The following is a 16,972-nucleotide window of genomic DNA, read 5'->3' on the forward strand; positions in this document are numbered from 1 at the left end:
GCGCGGCCGCCGCGCGCACCGTTCAGGAGCGCACGAGCCGGGCGATAGCCGCCGAGGCCTCGGCGATCTTGATCTGAGCCTCGTCGCCGCCGAGCTTGGCGGCGTCCACGACGCAGTGCTTGAGGTGGTCGTCGAGCAGACCGAGCGCGACGCCCTCGATCGCCTTGGTGAGCGCAGAGATCTGGGTGAGGATGTCGATGCAGTACTGCTCCTCGTCGACCATCCGGTGGATGCCCCTGGCCTGCCCCTCGATCCGCTTCAACCGTGCCAGATACTTGCTCTTGTCGCTGATGTACCCGTGATGGGAATGTTCGCCAGGCGTGGGGGCCTCGGGTGACTGCAGCGTGTCCGTGATGGCGAGATCCTTGGTGGTGAGGTCGTTGTCGGAGGGCAGGGTCATCTGGTACCACCGGCCGAGCGGAAGGAGCGGAGCCGCAAACTGTTCCCGACGACGAAGACGCTCGAGAACGCCATGGCCGCGCCCGCGATCATCGGGTTGAGCAGTCCGAACGCCGCCAGCGGAATCGCCGCGACGTTGTAGGCGAAAGCCCAGAACAGATTGACCTTGATGGTGCCCAATGTGCTGCGGGACAACCGGATCGCGTCGGATACGGCCCGTAGATCACCGCGGACCAGGGTGATGTCGGCGGCCTGGATCGCGACATCGGTGCCGGTGCCCATGGCCATGCCGAGGTCGGCCTGGGCCAGCGCGGCGGCATCGTTCACACCGTCGCCGACCATCGCCACGACCTTGCCATCCGCCTGCAGTCTGCGGATCACCTCGAGCTTGTCCTGCGGCAGCACCTCGGCGAAGACCTCGGTGATGCCGACCTCGGCCGCCACCTGCTCAGCGACGGTCTGGTTGTCACCGGTCAGCAGAACCGGGGTCAGGCCAAGGGCTTTCAATGCTCCGATGGCCTCGGCACTGGATGCCTTCACCGCATCGGCGACCACCAGCACCGCGCGTGCCTGCCCGTCCCATCCGACGGCCACGGCGGTGCGGCCCTGTCTTTGTGCCGCCGCCATGGCCTCTGACAGCGCGGCATCCAGCGGCTGTGACCACTGCGCCAGCAGGCTCTCCCGTCCGACGAGCACGGCATGGGCGTTGACAATGCCTTGCACGCCTTGGCCTTCGACGTTGGCGAACGACTCGGGGGTCGGCAGGGCGCCGACCTCCTGGGTCGCGGCCTTGGCGATGGCCTGGGCGATCGGGTGCTCGGAGGAATCCTCCAGAGCGCCGGCCAACCGAAGCACCTCAGCGCGGGTGGTGCTGGCAGCCACGACGACGTCGAGCAGGGTCATCCGGCCGGTGGTGACGGTGCCGGTCTTGTCGAGCACGACGGTGTCGACCTTGCGGGTCGACTCGAGCACTTCGGGGCCCTTGATCAGGATCCCGAGCTGCGCACCGCGGCCGGTACCCACCAGTAGCGCGGTCGGCGTTGCCAATCCGAGCGCACAGGGACAGGCGATGATCAGCACCGCGACCGCCGCGGTGAACGCGGAGGCCACCGAGAACCCGCCGATGAGCCACCCGGCCAGCGTGACCAGGGCGATGCCGATGACGATCGGGACGAAGATACCGGCCACCTTGTCGGCCAGTCGCTGCACCTCGGCTTTGCCGGACTGCGCGTCCTGCACCAGCTTTGCCATCTGCGCCAGTTGGGTATCGCTGCCGATCCTGGTCGCCCGGACGACCAGACGGCCCCCGGCGTTGACGGTGGCGCCGATTACCGGATCGCCCTCGCCGACCTCGACCGGGAGGGACTCACCGGTCAGCATGCTGGCGTCCACCGCCGACCGTCCGGAGACGATCACACCGTCGGTGGCGACCTTCTCCCCCGGCCGGACGACGAACTCGTCGCCGACGGCCAGGCGGTCACTCGGGACGCGGACCTCGACCCCTTTGCGAAGCACCGCAACGTCTTTCGCTCCGAGTTCCAGCAGTGCGCGCAATGCGGCGCCGGCCTGCTTCTTGGAACGCTTCTCGAAGTAGCGGCCGGCCAGGACGAACATGGTCACCCCAGAGGCGACCTCGAGGTAGATGTTGCCGGCCCCATCCGACGGCGCGACGGTGAACTCGAACCCATGTTGCATCCCCGGCATGCCGGCCGTCCCGAAGAATAGGGCGTACAGCGACCAGAGGAAGGCTGCGCCGGTGCCGACGGACACCAGGGTGTCCATGGTGGCTGCGCCATGACGCAGGTTGGTCCACGCCGCACGGTGGAACGGCCAGGCCGCCCAGACGATGACCGGCGCGGCCAAGGTGAGCGAAGCCCACTGCCAGTTGGTGAACTGCAGGGCGGGGATCATCGACAGGGCGATGACCGGGACCGACAGCACGATCGAACCGATCAGCCGCTGCCGCAGGGACACCAGCTCGGGGTCGGTCTGTTCGTCGGACTTCGGTTCAGTGCTCGGGGTGGGGAGAACAGCGGTGTAGCCGGTCTTCTCGACCTCGGCGATCAAGGTCTGCGGGTCGAGCTCGGCGGGTGCGGTGACCCTCGCCTTCTCGGTCGCGTAGTTGACCGAGGCGACCACACCGTCCAGCTTGTTCAACTTCTTCTCGATGCGCATGGCGCACGACGCGCACGTCATGCCGCCGATCTCGAGCTCGATGTCGGCGAGGCGCACCTCGGGTCGGGCCGTCGTCATGACACCCGCACGGCCTCGTAGCCGGCCTCGTCCACTGCCGCCAACACGGCCGCGTCGTCCAGATCGGACGCGCTGGTGATCACCAGAACGCCGGTGGCTGAGCTGACCTCGGCGGATTCGACTCCGGTGATCTGGTCGACCTCACCTTTGACGGCCATCTCGCAGTGGCTGCACGTCATCCCGGTCACCTGGTACGTCGTCGTCGTCATGAGAATCTCCTCTTGTCCTGCTCACGTGATCGCGCCGACTCCCGAAGGAGGCAGGTACCCGTAGGGGGTATGCCTACCAAGGTATACCCCTGAGGGGTACCCCGCAACGCAGGTGTTCCAGATCCGGATCAACCGAGCGCTACTCGGCGCCGCCAGCAACCGATGACCGATCCGTGGGTCAAGGGGCCGAGAGCACAGCCGGTGGCGGTACAGACCGATCCCGGTACTCGATCGCCCAGGCCCGGGCAATCCGCCATTTCGAGCCAAGTTTGCGCCCTCGTAGCGCTCCGGTGTAGAGCTGCCGGGTCATCCAGGTCCGGTCTCTGCCGATCCGATCGGCAGCTTCCGCACTCCCGGCATCGGCAGTCCGCTGACGAGGCCTGAACGGGACCTTTCGCGGTAGGCGGGGTCCAGCGGTGCCGCTCGGTTCGTATCGCGGTCCGGATCGCGCGCGCCACCGAGGGCGGTTCCACCACCCCGCAAAGTCTCGGGCGGTGCATAGCTCGCGCAACCATTCCAGCTATCCCGCCCTCGGCCCGCTCGACCGGGTCAACGTACTCACCTGGATCCTGCCGGTTCAGATCTTTGAAGTGTGCGTATCAGGGAACCGAACCGAGACGAGCATTCCCCCGTCGGGTCTTGCTCGAAGGATCAGATCTGCCTGGTGAACGCGTGCGATGGTGGATGCAATTGTGAGGCCGAGCCCGGTGCCCGTGGTCACGCCCTTTTGCTGGACCCGTCCGGCGCCGCGCACGAACGGTTCTGTGAAGGTTGAAATGATTGCCGGGTCGAGTAATTCGCCGGGATTTTCGATGACAAGTTCTGGATGTCCCTGACTGTCGGCGACCAGTGTGATATCGATCCAGGCGTCGTTCGGCACGTTGTACGCTGCGGCGTTGTCGACGAGGTTGACGAGGTTGACGACCAATTGTTTCAGTGGCCGCTCATCGCCAATGACCGGCAGAGGCCCGGTCCGTCGGTGCATCCTGATGACGGCATGGTGGTTGGTGGTCGGACGCGCCCGTGGGGATTCCTCGACGACATCCACGAGGTCGTAGCACTTGTGAGTGATGGCGGTGCGGTCTGCTTGGGCCAGCAGGAGCAGTGAATCGAGAATGTCGATCGACCGATCGTTGGTCTCCTCCAGTCGGGACAGGGTTGTGTGCATGTTGCGGCCGTCTGGGTCGGAAATGGCCACCTGCAACATGGTCTTCATGACCGCCTGCGGTGTCCGAAGCTGGTGTGAGGCGTTGACGATGAACCGGCGCTGCTCCTCGAATGAGGAATGGAGACGCCTGAGCATGTCATCGAAGTCGTCAGCCAGCCGCCGCAGTTCGTCGTCGGGTCCGGCGAGTCGGATCCGATGGGTGAGCGAACCGTTTGCGGCTTGACGTGCGGCGTGCCCAATTTTGTGGGTCTTCTGACGTTTTCGTGGGTGGGTTATCGTCCGGGCAGCGGTGGGCACAACCCGCCGCGGGTAAGCATGGCCATGGCTATCAACGCTTCCGGGCTGTGAAAGCCGTAGGCCCGGCGGGTCAGCGCCCGAAGGTGCGTGTTGGTGGCCTCGGACTGGGCGTTGCTCATCGAATGGTCCAGGGTGTTCCAGATCAGCTGCTGAAGCCGCTTGAGTGTCTAGCTTTCCACGCCATCTGGTTCCGGCCCGACAACCGGCGTTGGTGGGGCGACCCGCTGAACCCGCTCTGGCCTGGCCTCGGCGACGAGCCACGACCCGCGACCGGTCAGCGATCCCCGATCGGGCAGCACGCGACTCGCAGCGCAGAAGCAGCGTGCTGGTTTCCGTCGGTAGGCTTTGGCGTCATGACGAGCAGCTTCGATGCGGTGGCTTACAACCGTGGCGCGTGGGACCGTCAGGTGGACGCCGGTAACCAGTGGACCCTCCCGGTCGAGCCGGAGATCATCGTTCGGGCCCGCGCCGGAGATTGGTCCGTCGTGCTGATCGGCACCATGCCGGTACCGCGAGGGTGGTTCCCAGGTGAGTTGGCCGGCGTTGACGTGCTGTGCCTGGGTTCCGGCGGTGGGCAGCAAGGGCCGGTGCTCGCCGCAGCCGGTGCGGCGGTGACGGTCTTGGACAACTCACCGCGGCAACTGGACCGCGATCGCGAAGTCGCCGATCGCGACGGATTGACGCTGCGCACCGTGCTCGGTGACATGCGGGAATTGAGCGCATTTTCTAGCTGCAGTTTCGACGTCGTCTTCAACCCCGTGTCCAACGTCTTCTGCCTGATCTCGATCCGGTCTGGCATGAGTGTTTCCGGGTACTCCGTCTCGGCGGCATCCTGATGTCCGGGTTCTTGAACCCCGACGTTTACATTTTCGACGTCACGGCCCTGGAAGAACGGGACGAGTTGATCGTGCGTCACCACCTGCCTTTCAGCACCCTTGATCTGTCCGACGACGAGCGGCAGCGCTCGTATGGGACAGGGCCGATCGAGTACAGCCACTCGCTGACCGGACAGATCGGCGGCCAACTCGCAGCAGGCTTCCGTCTGACCCACCTGGACGAAGCCCCGCACCACGCGGATGCCACTGCCCGGTACATGTCCGGCTTCTTCGTCACCCGGGCCGTCAAACCGTAATCGCTGTGGCCGAGCCGGGCTCGAGAGGATGAGGCCGGCCGGACTCCGGACAATCACGGTCGCGCCCATGAAGTTCGCCGCGGCTTGCGCAGGCTGCGAGGTGGTGGCCGCGGCGGTGCAGCGGGATCTGCCCCGTAAGCCGAATGGCGACCGGAACGGGATCCCGCTGCGATCACCCATCCTGTTGCGGCGGACGCAGACGGGCTCGCCGGGTCACCGGTCAGCGTTCGCTGACCGGGCCAGGATGGGTTGAGCGGCCGGGAACCGTTCGTTCGAAGACGCGCCGGCCGCGATCGAACTGGCGTGCCGCATCCTCACCTGGGCTCTTCTAGGCCCACGCGGCGAGCTCGCTTTCCTCGCCTCCTGACAGTCCGGGGACGGCGCTGCAATGAGAAGGCCCCCGCGTCGTGACGCGGGACCCTCGATACCCGTCCGAGTGGAGTTCAGCAGCAATGAATCGCACCCGGAGATGCAGCGCTCGTTCCGAGGGATCAGCGCCGAGCTGGAACGCCGCCGCCTACCCTTCGACGATCTCCAGACGGCGACGGAGGTGCTGTGGGGTGCGTTGAACGGCCTGGCGGTGCTGAGCTACACCGGCCGGCTGCGGCCCGAGGCACCGGATAGGCGTTCCGCCGGGGTGTGGAGCAGCATGCCAGGTATGAAACTCGGAATCTGCTACGTCCCTACACTTCCCCCCGAGCGCCTGCACGAGCTCGCCACTGCCGCCGACGGCGCCGGCCTCGACGAGCTCTGGGTGTGGGAGGACTGTTTCAAGCAGAGCGGAATCGCAGCTGCGGCAGCAGCTCTGGCCTGGACCACCCGGATCCCGGTCGGCATCGGGCTGCTCCCGGCACCGCTGCGGAACGTCGCACTGACGGCCATGGAACTGGCCACGCTCGAGCGGCTCTTTCCCGGGCGGCTGATCGCCGGCGTCGGACACGGCGTCCAGTCCTGGATGCAGCAGGCCGGTGCGCGGGTGGCCTCACCGCTGACCCTGCTGGAGGAGTACACCTCGGCGCTCCGCGCCTTGCTCGCCGGCGAGCGGGTGAGCGCGGACGGCCGCTACGTGACACTCGACGACGTGCAGCTCGACTGGCCGCCGGCGCCTGCTCCCCCGCTCATGCTGGGCGGGCAACTGCCGAAGTCGCTGGCTCTGGCCGGCCGGCTGGGTGATGGGACTCTGCTGGGTAACGCAATGAACGTAGAGGAAGTACGCGCGGCCTGTGCAGTGATCTTCGGAGCTCGGGACGGAGACCCGCACCCGGTGACCGTCACGCTGATCGCTGCCAGCGGCACCGACGCGCAGGAGCGGATCGACCGCGAGGTGCCGAAGTGGGGCAAGCCCGGCGGGCAGGACTTCGCTGTCGCCGGCGACGCCGCGGCGATCGCCTGCGCCGTCCGCGACATGGGCACGGTCGGCATCACTTCCGTGGTGATCCAGGCGACCGAGGACGAACCGGACCTGGTGGGCTTCGTCGAGTTCCTGGGTCGCGAGGTACGGCCCCTGATCTGAGCAGTGCTGGAGCGGTGACAGGACAGCGCCACGCCGCGCGCAGGGCTCAGTGCGGTTGCCACCGCGACGCTCGAACGGCCGGGCGGTCCTGAGCCCGGCGAGGGTGTCCGGACACGCCGGGACGACACCGTCGCCGCAACGGGATCGCCTACCGGCGTTCAGCGTGGCCGCTTCTACAAAAGTGTGTGCAGCTCACTCTCCGGTTGTGATGCCGGCGCTGTTGAGCGCGGTGGCGATACGGTCGGCCGGGTAGGCCGCGGTCAGGTTTCCGTCGTGGAGTTCCCAGTAGAAGTCGTTGACGACCGTCGCGACCCAGGCGTAACGCACCACGGTGTCGGCCAGAACGCCGCCCGCTGCGATGGCGCGACCGGTGTCGGCACTGCTCCGGACGTAGTCGTTGCGCTGCTTCGGATCGGTAAAGCCCAGCGATGTGGCTGTGATGGCGTTGACCAGAGCCGTCACGCAGTAGGCAAGGTCGTGATCGACGGTCAATTGAAAGAAGCGGTCCTCTGAACTGTCCAGCTGGAATCTTTGCGCGCTCGCGAGACCGAAATCGAACACGTAGAACTGGTGTCCATCGGGCCCCGGTGCCAGCCCCAGCCGCTCGGTGATCGGAACGGGATCCCTGACCGGATTGCACGCACGGGTTCAAGGCGAGGCGCTGGTGATCGTGTAATCAGGTGGTGACGACGTCTGCAGAGGGCATGGCCCGAAGACGGCGGTCGGTGGTGACCAGCCGAAGATCGCGCACGATGGCCAGTTGGACGTACAAGGCATCGACCAGCCGCAGCTGATGCCGTCGCGACCAGGCGCCAATGACAAGTTCACCGACACCGTGCCGTTGGATCGGGGCTGCCACGAGGTCACGCAGCTTGGATTCGACGTCTTCGGCCTCGAGGTCGCCAGCCCGATGCAGTCGTCCTAGTGCAGAGAGAACCTCAGCGTCGAGGTGGGCCGGCGCGTGCAGCGCGTGTCCCGCGAGTCGCAGGCGAACGGCGCTCCCCAACTCGTTGTCAAGCAGTAGATCGACCATTGCGGATGCGTCGACGACTACCTCAGCCATGGCGCGTCGGAGCCTCGTCCCGCGCGGCGTCAAGCGCGTCGAGGGCGCGGTCGTGGGGTACTCGTCCAGTCGAGGAAGTAGTGGCCACCGTGGCAAGCCAGGCATCGGTCGTGCGCTCGGCGAGAGTTCGCCTCACGGCTTCTTGGGTCACCGCCGAAAGGTTCAGACCCGCCTTCTTGGCTTCTGCCGCGAGTTCGTCCGGGAGGTAGACGTTCAGTCGAGTCACAACACACAATATACACACGCTGCCGTGGGGTTCCGGAAGCCGATCCTTCAGCGGCGACGTTCAGGAGCCGGCCGATGAGGCGGTCCAATACTCCACAAATCGTCCTTGATCAACATGCAGCACATCGTTTCCGAAGAAGCTCATCGTCCCCTCAGCGGTGGTCGCTGTGCCTATCCACCGGCCTGCGACGAAGTCGCCTTCAACGATCGGCCCCACCTGTAGGTCGAAGGTGATCTCGGTGAACATCGCCCGGATTTCGGCGACGGTGGCCGTCAGCTCGGCCGGTCCGTGCACGTCCCGGTCCGGCCAGTGGCCGACGAAGTCCTTCGCGACAAGTTGCTCGGCGGCGCCTGGCTTCCCGGACCAGAGCTCGTCCAGAGCCACCGGCGGTACAGGTCGTGAATCGGTGTCGAAGTCATGTGGGCAGTCCAGCTGAGTACCGCCACTCAGTCCAGGGACCGGCAAGGAGTTGACCTGTCTGATCCCGTTCTCACATAACGACTTTCGCCGACTCTTCGTCGCCCTCGCCGCTGGAGTGATGCTCGATCGGCAACACCTCCTGAAATGGTGGACTTCGCGGCGACATGGATCAGGCCCGAGGCGATCAGCACTGCCCCGATGAGGTAGCAGACGTGTTCGGCTCCCCGCTGCCCCGCCCAGTAGAAGCGAATTGCGGCGCCGACCGATGGTTGCGACGTCGGGGTGCGAGCAGTGATCGTGGTGGCCTTTCGATGTGGGTAGAGCGCGGATCGGGTGGCCGGTCGGCGGTTGTCACGTCAGATCATGATTTTGCCGCCGGCGACGTCGAGGGTGACGCCGGTGATCCACGACGACGCGCAGGAGGCCAGGAACAGCGCGGCGGCGGCGATGTCGTTGGGTTGGCCGAGCCGTCCGAGCGGGAACGAGGCACCCAGGTTCGCTAGTCGGTCGGGGGGCATTCGGGCGCGCATGGTGTTGTTCTCCACGGCGGAGGGGGCCAGGCAGTTGGCGCGGATGCCGTGTTCGGCGACTTCGGCGGCCAGGTGTCGGGTGAAGGTGATCACTCCGGCTTTGGCCGCGGCGTAGGCGGCGCTGGACTGCGCGGGTTGGCGGGCGGCGGCGGAGGACATGGTGATGATCACCCCTTGATGGTGGGCGATCATGTTCGGCAGGAACGCTGACACGGTCAGGAAGGTGGCGGTGAGGTCACCGTCGATGACGGTGCGCCAGTGGGCTGCGGTCTCGGTGACGGTGGGCACCGGGGTGCCGGCGCCGCCGGCGAAGGCGGCGAGGACGTCGACTGGCCCCAACTGCTCGGCGACCTGGTCCCGGAGGGCGTTCAGGTCGGCTTCGACGGTGCAGTCGGCGACCACGCCGATGGCGTGTCCGGCGCGGGCGGTGATCGCGGCGACGGTCGCCTGCAGGGCCGCGCGGTCTCGTCCCACGACCGCGACCGCTGCGCCGTTGGCGGCCAAGGCCTGCGCGGTGGCGGCGCCGATGCCGCGGGATCCGCCGGTGACCACGGCGACCGCGCCGGCCAGATCGGGGTAGCGGGCTCCGGTGGCGGCGGCCGGGCCGGTGGCGGGACGGTCGGTCATCAGACGCCGACCGCGCGGCGGGGTCGGGACAGAGCGATGCTGGCGAGGATGATCCAGATCAGTCCGCCGAAGCGGACCACCGGCAAGGTGGCGTCCAGGGTGGCGGTGAGCAGGGTGGCGGTGGCGGTCATGCCGACCGCGGCCAGGACGAGTCCGGCGATGGCCAGGGGGCGGGGTGTCAGCTTCATGATCAGCGCGGGGACGGCCACACCGGCGATGAGCAACGCGAAGGGAACGACGAAACCGGCGGCGCCGGTACCGAAGGCCAGGTCAGCCAGCACCCGGGCCACGACAGCGTCGCCCAGGTGGGCGGTCTCTGCGCTGGTCCAGGTGATCAGGCCGCCCAGCGCGAGGGAGGCGGCGGCCAGGATGCCGCCGGCCAGGGCCATGGTGTTCCCGGCCGCAGTGACGCCCAATGCGCGGAGCCGCCCGTGAACGGTCGCCGCCCAGATCGCCAGGGGCAGCGCGGCGGCGAATTGCAGGGACCCGGCCAGGCGCAGCGTCGTGCCGTGCCCGGCCTGGTAGGTCAGGACCGTCTGGGCTGCGGCTGACGGTGTCGGCACCTTGATCGAGACGACGACGGCCAGCACGGTCAGCACGGCGAATGCGATGGCCGGCACCGGTAGCGGCGGTCCACCCGAGGAGCGGGCGGACAGATCGGGTTGCGGGGTGGTCATGGCAAGTCCTTTCGGTCGGGGAGCGAGCATCCAGGCGGCAGCAGGACTGGGTCGGTCAGCCACCAGCAACGGCCGGGACAGAAAGCCTGACGGACGTCAAGGTCACGCTGACGTCGTGGACCGCGCGACACAGCCAATTCGTTACACTTGTCAATCATATATAGCATGAATGATTATGGGTGTCTATAATTGGGGGGTGAGCTCAGACGCCGAGTCCGCGCCGGCCGGAGCCGGGACCACCGGACCTAGCAGACCCACGGGAGCGGGATTTCGGCTCGCCCAGGTCGGGGCGCACGGCGCAGCCCGATTCGCCGACCGGCTCCGCCCGCTCGGGCTGACCCCACCGCAGGCCGGGATATTGCGCGCCATCTCCGCCGAGCCCGGCCGCAGCCAGAACGCCGTCGCAGGGCAACTCGGGCTGCACCCGAGCCGCCTCGTCGTCCTGATCGACGATCTCGAACGCGAAGGCCTGGTCGAGCGCCGCCGCTCGGTGCACGACCGCCGACACTCCGCACTGCACCTCACCGAACAAGCGGGCAGCATGATGGGCCGCCTCGGCCGGGTCGCCGCCGAACACGAAGCCGACCTGTGCACCGCGCTCACCGCCGACGAACGAAACCAGCTCGCCGGACTGCTCCGACGCATCGCCGACCAGCAAGGACTCACCCCCGCCGTGCACCCCGGCTTCGGCCATATCACCGCATCCGAGTCATAAGCGGAACCCTGACCGGTCAGCGATCCCTGAACGGAAGGCGTCGCTGGGTCACATCTACAGGCAAGGTGCCCGCCGGTGGGATGTCGTGTCGATGGTCTTTTTCGTTCCGGCTCCCCCGGGCCAGTTGTAGTTCATGGCGATCTGCCGTGCCCCATCCCCGAAGCGCCAGTTCATCTGGCTGTCAAAAGTGCTACGCAGTTTGGGGTTTGCGTCCAGATCTGACCAAAACTCGAGGCCGTAGCGGATCTGGTAGGCGGGGCGACCGGTGGTGACAGCCTCCAGTAGGTCGACGAACGCCAATTCTGTGCGGCCGCCCGCGCGGGTGATGTCCAGCAGCCTTCTGAGCGGGCCGACCATCCCCCCGGCCTCGCCAGCCAACACCTCCGCGGTCTTTCCGTCCGGCCCTGCGCGACCGGCCAAGTTGAGGGTCGCGGCCACCCGGATCGCCATCGGAGTGGCAAGGTCGGCGAGTTCCAGGATTGATGCTGGGGCTGATTGCGACATCACTCAGACTGTAGAGACGTGCAGCCCACCGTGCGGCCCAGCGTCCCGGTCGGCGATCCGCTGCTGGACACGGATTGGCTCGCGGACGGTCATGCCCACGTCACCCGGTTGGCAGGGACGGAAGGACCGATCGCAGGGTGGTGGCGATGGTTCCGGTGGACGCCAACGTGTAGTTTCGGCCGCCGACCGCGAGGAATGGTCCGTAAGGACATCCGTTCAGGAGTGTCACTGTGACCACCCGACCCTGCGGATGGAACGTCAATTTCGTGGCGGTCGGGCTGTTCGAAGTGCAGGAGTAGCTCGCTGTTGCCTGGATCCCGACGGCATCGACCGCCGCGGCCAACCGGTTGGCGCCTTTACCAGTGATTTGTGCGCTGAACGTCGTGGCTGCGTCCGCTGGTCCTTGCTGAACACCGACCGTCCCGGGTGACGGCCCGATGTAGGTGTCGACCGCGCGTACCAGATGCCAGGCGGAACTGATCCGGACCCCGATGGCCACGCCGCCGGCGACGGCGGCCACACCGATCTGTGCCGTTGGGGACCAGTACCCACTGCCTGCTGCGGGGAGTGGGAACTCGACGGTCTTCACATGGAGGGACCCGATGGTGAAGTCGCCGCTTGAGCTCGACTGGTTGTCGTTGGCCAAGGCTGAGGCGAAAAACGCGAGTGTCCGCTGGACCGAATCGGTGGACGACAAGTAGATCGTCCGCGTGACCGTGTTTGCCGGAGGCACGGTGAATCCCTCTATCAATCGAGGATCCGGCTCGATCGGTTCCGCTGATGGCGGCCGAGGAAATGCAGCCGCAGCTTGATCGACCGCCGCTTGGGCGTCGGCCTGGACCGCTGTGTCAGTTGATGGTTGGGCGGTGATCCGGGTCGTCGGGGCCATTGGCGTTGTTGGTCTTGGTTGGTCGGCCGCTGGCGAACCGATCAGACTGGCGTTGGTCGGGGTCGCTGGCGACGATCCACAGGACGAGACGCAGAGCGAAAGCGCGATCAGTACGCACGCCGGGCGGAAAAGTGGACGCATAACAGCGAGACGGTACTCATGCCCGCATGCGTTGCGTCGTCGTCAGGTGTCCGAGTCAGATTCAGGCGACCATCACCGCAACGGGATTCTGCTGCGGTGACGGCCGCCGGTGGCCCTGCCCCTAATGGGTCACCGTTGGCTTAGCGGTCGCCGCCTTCAGACCACGATGACCGCCAAGCCAACCTCCGACGGGAGTGCTTCCCGCCGTCGGATGAGCGGGGTCAGGTGGCACGCCCGGCAGCAGCCCACCGCAGCCAGCGCACGTCTGCAACCGTCCCCCTACCGTGGGCGGTCCCCGGCCAGTCGAAGCTGATTCCACTCGGTCGGGCGGAACGAGCCGGGGGGGTGTGGTCGGGAGTGCGGACGACATCGGCAGTCCGGACTTTGCCCCACCATGGGAGCTCGTTTGCGGCCGACAATGATTGGACCTGACCAGTCTTTGAGATCCGTCGACCTGAAGCGTCCATCAGGGTGTGACCAAGTCCATGGGTGAGTTGCGGGAGGCGCGGATGGACCAACCGCTCGCCGCTGCCCCGCCTGATCTCCGCGCTCTTTTCGCTGACCACTATCTGGACTTGGTCCGATTGGCCGTCCAACTCGTGGACGATCCCGAGTCGGCTGAGGACGTGGTGCAGGAGGTGTTCCTGCACCTGCAGGCCAGGGGCGGTTCATTCACTGCCGACGACCCGCTGCGGTACCTGCGAACAGCGGTACTCAACGGCGCCAGGTCGACACTTCGGCGTCGGCGGACGCTACGGGCCTTCCGCCGGCCGCGACCGATGCACGTTGCGGCCGCCGACACCGCGTCGCTGGCGAAAGAGGAGCAGCAGCGGATCCTCGCATCGGTCGCGCAACTACCGCCGCGGCAACGGGAGGTGATCGCGCTGCGCTACTACCTAGAGCTTCCGGTCGCGGAGGTCGCCGCGATGCTGCAGATCACCCCTGGCGCCGTCAGCGCCTCTGCCTCGGTCGCCCTCAAATCCCTCTCTGCCATTCTTGGAGACCGGCATGCCTGACAATATCGACCCGATCGAACCTGACCCGCGCTTGCGACCTGATGGTGACGGTCTGCCCGACCCGCGCATCGAGCAGGCGGTGCGGTCCGCGGTGAGAGCAAGGGCCGACTCGGTCACTTCGGCGAGTCTGCACCGGCCGACCTATTCGGAGCGCCGAAACAGTGGCGTCAGGCCGATACTGCTGACCGCGGCGGCGGTGGCCGCAGTCGGTGGACTTGTCATCGGCATCACCCTGGCTACCCACCGCGGCGCCGAACAAGCCACCGCACCTCTGAACACGACGGCAACAGCAGCCGCCGAGTCATCCAGAACTGATTCGAAGCAACCAGTTTCGCCGATAACGAAATCAACATCACCCATTTCGACAGCGCCGGTGGATCGACCACCGGGACCGATTTCGGCATCCCCAGTCGGCATTCACTGGATCCTGGCCGAGGTCAATGGCCCGAAAGGCAGCACAACTGTGAGGCCGAGCATCGACGCCTCGCTGGAATTGATGAGCAGCGGGGTGGCGGTGCTGAGCGACGGAATCAACGACATGAACGGAAGGTATGAACTGACGGGCGGACAGCTGAGCTTCCCAGGGAACGTCACCTCGACCGGGGCCGGCTACGCCGGCACGGACAAGGGACAGTTAGCCGCCGTGTCCGCAGTAGGGACGATCGTATCGAAAAGTCAGTTCACCCTCTCGATTTCCGGGACAGTGATGACTATGGCCGGCAAAGGGTTCGTGCTGATTTTCCACAACGGCGGCCCCCTGGGCAGCCTCAACACGGATGCCTCGACGTCCACCACCAGCGCGAAGCAGAGTTCGGACGGCCCGGCCAGCTCGTCGGTCGACCTCTCGTCGATCACGGCTTCGCAACCGGGCCTGGAACAGGTCGAAGGCGTCCACTGGGTCCTGGATTCCTTCACCGCCGGCGGCGGGACCACCGACACCAGGGCTTTCCCGGCCGCATCGTTCGAGATCAGCTCGAGCTTGATTGGCTGGGACTACACGTGCGGTGGAGGAACCTTCCACTATTCGGCAGTCGGCACCACTGTGCGGATCGGCGCTTCCGCTGGGATGCCCCCGCACACCTGCAGTCAGGTGCCAGCGGGGCAAGGACCGAGGGCCATCAGCGCCATGTTCGACGCCACCGCCTTCACAGTTTCAGCCTCCGGTGCCACGCTGACCGTGACCGCCCCGGCGCAGACGCTGATCTTTCACAAGGACGGCGTCGCACGGCTGTACTGGGTGAACAACTGAGCCGCAGTGGCCGCGATGAAGGAATAGCCCGGCCTCTCGGGGTTGACCGTCAGTGCGAGCCAAGGACCCCGGAGGCGTGACTCGCCGTTCACCGAACTGGATGCATTATGCATAACCTTACGAATTCGTCGCCTGACAGTTTCTGATTTTACTTCGGACCTCCCGTCCGCAGAAGATCTCCGCCGTGGCCGATAGGCGAACGATGACCGGAACGAGATCGGCGACCGGTCACCTGCCGGTCACGGCTTTCACAGATGCAGCGAACACCGGCGACTTGGCTGAGCCGCCCCGCCAAGCCTACTTTGGTCGATTCTTTCCGCGCTGAGACGCTTCTCGCTTCCGCTGACGGTACGAGAGAGCGGCAGCCGTGCCCCATTTCAGCCTCCAATGCGACACTAGACTTAAACCCAATGCCGTTCAGTTAAGCGGCGGGCCGGTTGAACACAAAGATTTCTGGTGGTCCGTCGTAGGTGATGATTTTGTGATGTGCCCGTTTGATGTTGGTGTTGCGGATGGTGATGCGGCGAACTCGTCGGGGACAGGACCGGTATCTGCGTTGTGGTAGTGGTCGTTGTTGGATGTCGCGGATTGTTTCGTGGTGGGCGGCGTCAAGTCGTGAGGGGGGAAAACGCCGCCTGGTTCAAGACCTGGCGGCAGCTGATGTTGATCGTTTTGGTGTAGGAGTACCGGTCGGCGTCGGCGCCGAGGTCGTCGGCGGCTTCGCTGATGAACACTTGGACGGCGTAGTGGGTGATCAGGAACGCCCAGATTTCTTGTTTCACCAGGTCCGGGGTTCTCGATCGCAGTTGCCGGTGCTGGGCGTTCATCTGATGCGTTTTGATCTCGTCGAAAACCAGTTCGTGTTCCCACCGTTGCTGATACAGCGCGGCCAGGTCCTGCGCCTGACCGTCGTAGATGTCACCGACGGTGGTGATCAACCGGATCGTCTCGTTGTCGGGCCGGTTTTTCACCATGTACTCCACGACCCGCACCGGCACCCGATGCGCATCGACCTCCGCCGATCTCCGACCGGCCTTCGCGGCAGTTTTCATCCTGGTCGGCAGCAGTTCGGACCGGAACGATCCGTCCTGGTAGTACTCCAGCACCGGCAAATCCACAGTGTTGGACACCCGCCACAACAACTGAGCGCCCGGTGCCATCGAGGCGGTGAACAGTTCGTAGGAATAGAACCCGCGGTCGGCGAGCACGATTATGTCCGGAGCGAACTGGGGGGTCATCCGGTTCACCAACGTCCGCTCCGCCGTTTTGATCGCATCGAACTCGGCCCACACGGTGGCGTGGGTGCCGCATTCCACCAGCGTGACGATCCGGACCTGCGGGAACGCGCTGCGCTTGCCGCCGGTGGCGCCGCTGTACCCGAACTCGGCAGCATTGTCGGCGGTGTCAGGCATATCCACCACGGTCCCGTCGATCGCCATGATCCGCCACGACCCGAAGAACCCACCCACGGTGGCCCTGGTCGCGACCGGCACGCACACCGCCTCGAACAGTTGACCCATCACCTCGTGGCCCAACCTGGTCCGGGCCTGCGAGATCGCCGATGGTGTCGGCACTTTCCCTTCACCGGACAGGATTCGCAGGCCACGCAACCCGTTGGTCAGCTTCCTCATCACCTCGTCGTAGCCGTCGGAGGTGAAAAGGCACAACGCGAACACCAGGTACACCACCACCCGCGCCGGCAACAACCGCACCCGAGTCTGATGACGCCCGGCTTTGCCCAGCACATCATCGACGGTATCCCGATCCAGGACCCGGGTCAGCACACCCAACCCGATCACGTCAGGCAACGTCGGTGAGGCACCGAAAGCAATATCGAAGTCGGACATTAAACCAATGATCGTACACCCGGCACACCATTCCCTAATGGCTCTCAGGCTCTCTCTACGACCCACAATCGCCGAGTCAATCAAATCCCCTGGCGCC

At 66.0% G+C, this 16,972-nt stretch carries 17 protein-coding genes and 2 pseudogenes; 5 read left to right on the top strand and 14 right to left on the bottom strand.

Annotated elements, in window-relative coordinates; translation table 11 throughout:
• Positions 1-22 precede the first annotated feature (22 nt).
• The 5 genes and pseudogenes from ABIB25_RS20810 to ABIB25_RS20830 form a co-directional block, all read right to left on the bottom strand.
• The gene (locus ABIB25_RS20810) at positions 23-400 is read right to left on the bottom strand and encodes a metal-sensitive transcriptional regulator (protein ID WP_354530435.1); all 378 of its coding nucleotides are present in this window, start codon (positions 398-400) and stop codon (positions 23-25) included.
• Positions 397-2,652 carry a heavy metal translocating P-type ATPase gene (locus tag ABIB25_RS20815; RefSeq protein WP_354530436.1) on the bottom strand — a complete coding sequence of 752 codons (2,256 nt, stop codon included), beginning with the start codon at positions 2,650-2,652 and terminating at the stop codon, positions 397-399. The genes ABIB25_RS20810 and ABIB25_RS20815 overlap by 4 nt, the downstream gene beginning before the upstream one ends.
• Positions 2,649-2,861 carry a heavy-metal-associated domain-containing protein gene (locus tag ABIB25_RS20820; RefSeq protein WP_354530437.1) on the bottom strand — a complete coding sequence of 71 codons (213 nt, stop codon included), beginning with the start codon at positions 2,859-2,861 and terminating at the stop codon, positions 2,649-2,651. Before ABIB25_RS20820 ends, ABIB25_RS20815 begins: the two co-directional genes overlap by 4 nt.
• 577 nt (positions 2,862-3,438) lie before the next feature.
• Entirely contained in the window at positions 3,439-4,326 is an 888-nt protein-coding gene (locus ABIB25_RS20825; protein WP_354530438.1) for a sensor histidine kinase, read from the bottom strand.
• Positions 4,302-4,481: pseudogene (locus tag ABIB25_RS20830) on the bottom strand (transposase); the annotation flags it as partial. The gene ABIB25_RS20825 and the pseudogene ABIB25_RS20830, both read right to left, overlap by 25 nt.
• 198 nt (positions 4,482-4,679) lie before the next feature.
• Between ABIB25_RS20830 and ABIB25_RS20835 the strand changes: the two are divergent.
• A pseudogene (locus tag ABIB25_RS20835) lies at positions 4,680-5,458 on the top strand (class I SAM-dependent methyltransferase).
• A gap of 649 nt (positions 5,459-6,107) precedes the next feature.
• On the top strand, positions 6,108-6,971 hold the full coding sequence (locus ABIB25_RS20840; RefSeq protein ID WP_354530475.1) for an LLM class flavin-dependent oxidoreductase: 864 nt from the start codon (positions 6,108-6,110) through the stop codon (positions 6,969-6,971).
• Positions 6,972-7,163: 192 nt separating this feature from the next.
• Here ABIB25_RS20840 and ABIB25_RS20845 read toward each other — a convergent pair whose 3' ends face one another.
• From ABIB25_RS20845 to ABIB25_RS20870, 6 genes are all read right to left on the bottom strand, one after another.
• Entirely contained in the window at positions 7,164-7,532 is a 369-nt protein-coding gene (locus tag ABIB25_RS20845; RefSeq protein ID WP_354530439.1) for a hypothetical protein, read from the bottom strand.
• Positions 7,533-7,647: 115 nt separating this feature from the next.
• Complete coding sequence (locus tag ABIB25_RS20850) at positions 7,648-8,034, bottom strand: type II toxin-antitoxin system VapC family toxin (protein WP_354530440.1); 387 nt, start codon at positions 8,032-8,034, stop codon at positions 7,648-7,650.
• Positions 8,027-8,260 (bottom strand): type II toxin-antitoxin system CcdA family antitoxin, encoded by a 234-nt coding sequence (locus ABIB25_RS20855; protein ID WP_354530441.1) that lies wholly within the window; start codon positions 8,258-8,260, stop codon positions 8,027-8,029. Before ABIB25_RS20855 ends, ABIB25_RS20850 begins: the two co-directional genes overlap by 8 nt.
• Positions 8,261-8,320: 60 nt before the next feature.
• Positions 8,321-8,644 (bottom strand): nuclear transport factor 2 family protein, encoded by a 324-nt coding sequence (locus ABIB25_RS20860; RefSeq protein WP_354530442.1) that lies wholly within the window; start codon positions 8,642-8,644, stop codon positions 8,321-8,323.
• Between the two features lie 392 nt (positions 8,645-9,036).
• Positions 9,037-9,837 carry an SDR family NAD(P)-dependent oxidoreductase gene (locus ABIB25_RS20865; RefSeq protein ID WP_354530443.1) on the bottom strand — a complete coding sequence of 267 codons (801 nt, stop codon included), beginning with the start codon at positions 9,835-9,837 and terminating at the stop codon, positions 9,037-9,039.
• The gene (locus tag ABIB25_RS20870) at positions 9,837-10,514 is read right to left on the bottom strand and encodes a DUF4386 domain-containing protein (protein WP_354530444.1); all 678 of its coding nucleotides are present in this window, start codon (positions 10,512-10,514) and stop codon (positions 9,837-9,839) included. Before ABIB25_RS20870 ends, ABIB25_RS20865 begins: the two co-directional genes overlap by 1 nt.
• A gap of 196 nt (positions 10,515-10,710) precedes the next feature.
• On the opposite strand from ABIB25_RS20870, the gene ABIB25_RS20875 reads away from it, so the two are divergent.
• Complete coding sequence (locus tag ABIB25_RS20875) at positions 10,711-11,229, top strand: MarR family winged helix-turn-helix transcriptional regulator (RefSeq protein ID WP_354530445.1); 519 nt, start codon at positions 10,711-10,713, stop codon at positions 11,227-11,229.
• A 54-nt stretch (positions 11,230-11,283) separates the two neighbouring features.
• Here ABIB25_RS20875 and ABIB25_RS20880 read toward each other — a convergent pair whose 3' ends face one another.
• Together ABIB25_RS20880 and ABIB25_RS20885 are read right to left on the bottom strand one after the other, a co-directional pair.
• The gene (locus ABIB25_RS20880) at positions 11,284-11,733 is read right to left on the bottom strand and encodes a hypothetical protein (RefSeq protein ID WP_354530446.1); all 450 of its coding nucleotides are present in this window, start codon (positions 11,731-11,733) and stop codon (positions 11,284-11,286) included.
• Between the two features lie 100 nt (positions 11,734-11,833).
• Positions 11,834-12,466: a hypothetical protein gene (locus tag ABIB25_RS20885; RefSeq protein ID WP_354530447.1), complete on the bottom strand. Its 633-nt coding sequence runs from the start codon at positions 12,464-12,466 to the stop codon at positions 11,834-11,836.
• Positions 12,467-13,236: 770 nt separating this feature from the next.
• On the opposite strand from ABIB25_RS20885, the gene ABIB25_RS20890 reads away from it, so the two are divergent.
• Complete coding sequence (locus ABIB25_RS20890; protein WP_354530448.1) at positions 13,237-13,779, top strand: RNA polymerase sigma factor; 543 nt, start codon at positions 13,237-13,239, stop codon at positions 13,777-13,779.
• 463 nt (positions 13,780-14,242) lie between these two features.
• Complete coding sequence (locus ABIB25_RS20895) at positions 14,243-15,028, top strand: hypothetical protein (RefSeq protein ID WP_354530449.1); 786 nt, start codon at positions 14,243-14,245, stop codon at positions 15,026-15,028.
• A 608-nt stretch (positions 15,029-15,636) separates the two neighbouring features.
• Here ABIB25_RS20895 and ABIB25_RS20900 read toward each other — a convergent pair.
• Positions 15,637-16,875 carry an IS4 family transposase gene (locus ABIB25_RS20900; RefSeq protein WP_354530450.1) on the bottom strand — a complete coding sequence of 413 codons (1,239 nt, stop codon included), beginning with the start codon at positions 16,873-16,875 and terminating at the stop codon, positions 15,637-15,639.
• Positions 16,876-16,972 lie beyond the last annotated feature (97 nt).

The organism is Nakamurella sp. UYEF19 (assembly GCF_040546275.1).
Classification (GTDB): Bacteria; Actinomycetota; Actinomycetes; order Mycobacteriales; family Nakamurellaceae; genus Nakamurella.

What these genes read in the sequence shown, in the direction of transcription:
- ABIB25_RS20810 (WP_354530435.1), bottom strand. Translation starts at nt 400, where the DNA reads ATGACCCTGCCCTCCGACAACGACCTCACCACCAAGGATCTCGCCATC.
- ABIB25_RS20815 (WP_354530436.1), bottom strand. Translation starts at nt 2,652, where the DNA reads ATGACGACGGCCCGACCCGAGGTGCGCCTCGCCGACATCGAGCTCGAG.
- ABIB25_RS20820 (WP_354530437.1), bottom strand. Translation starts at nt 2,861, where the DNA reads ATGACGACGACGACGTACCAGGTGACCGGGATGACGTGCAGCCACTGC.
- ABIB25_RS20840 (WP_354530475.1), top strand. Translation starts at nt 6,108, where the DNA reads ATGCCAGGTATGAAACTCGGAATCTGCTACGTCCCTACACTTCCCCCC.
- ABIB25_RS20850 (WP_354530440.1), bottom strand. Translation starts at nt 8,034, where the DNA reads ATGGCTGAGGTAGTCGTCGACGCATCCGCAATGGTCGATCTACTGCTT.
- ABIB25_RS20865 (WP_354530443.1), bottom strand. Translation starts at nt 9,837, where the DNA reads ATGACCGACCGTCCCGCCACCGGCCCGGCCGCCGCCACCGGAGCCCGC.
- ABIB25_RS20870 (WP_354530444.1), bottom strand. Translation starts at nt 10,514, where the DNA reads ATGACCACCCCGCAACCCGATCTGTCCGCCCGCTCCTCGGGTGGACCG.
- ABIB25_RS20880 (WP_354530446.1), bottom strand. Translation starts at nt 11,733, where the DNA reads ATGTCGCAATCAGCCCCAGCATCAATCCTGGAACTCGCCGACCTTGCC.
- ABIB25_RS20900 (WP_354530450.1), bottom strand. Translation starts at nt 16,875, where the DNA reads ATGTCCGACTTCGATATTGCTTTCGGTGCCTCACCGACGTTGCCTGAC.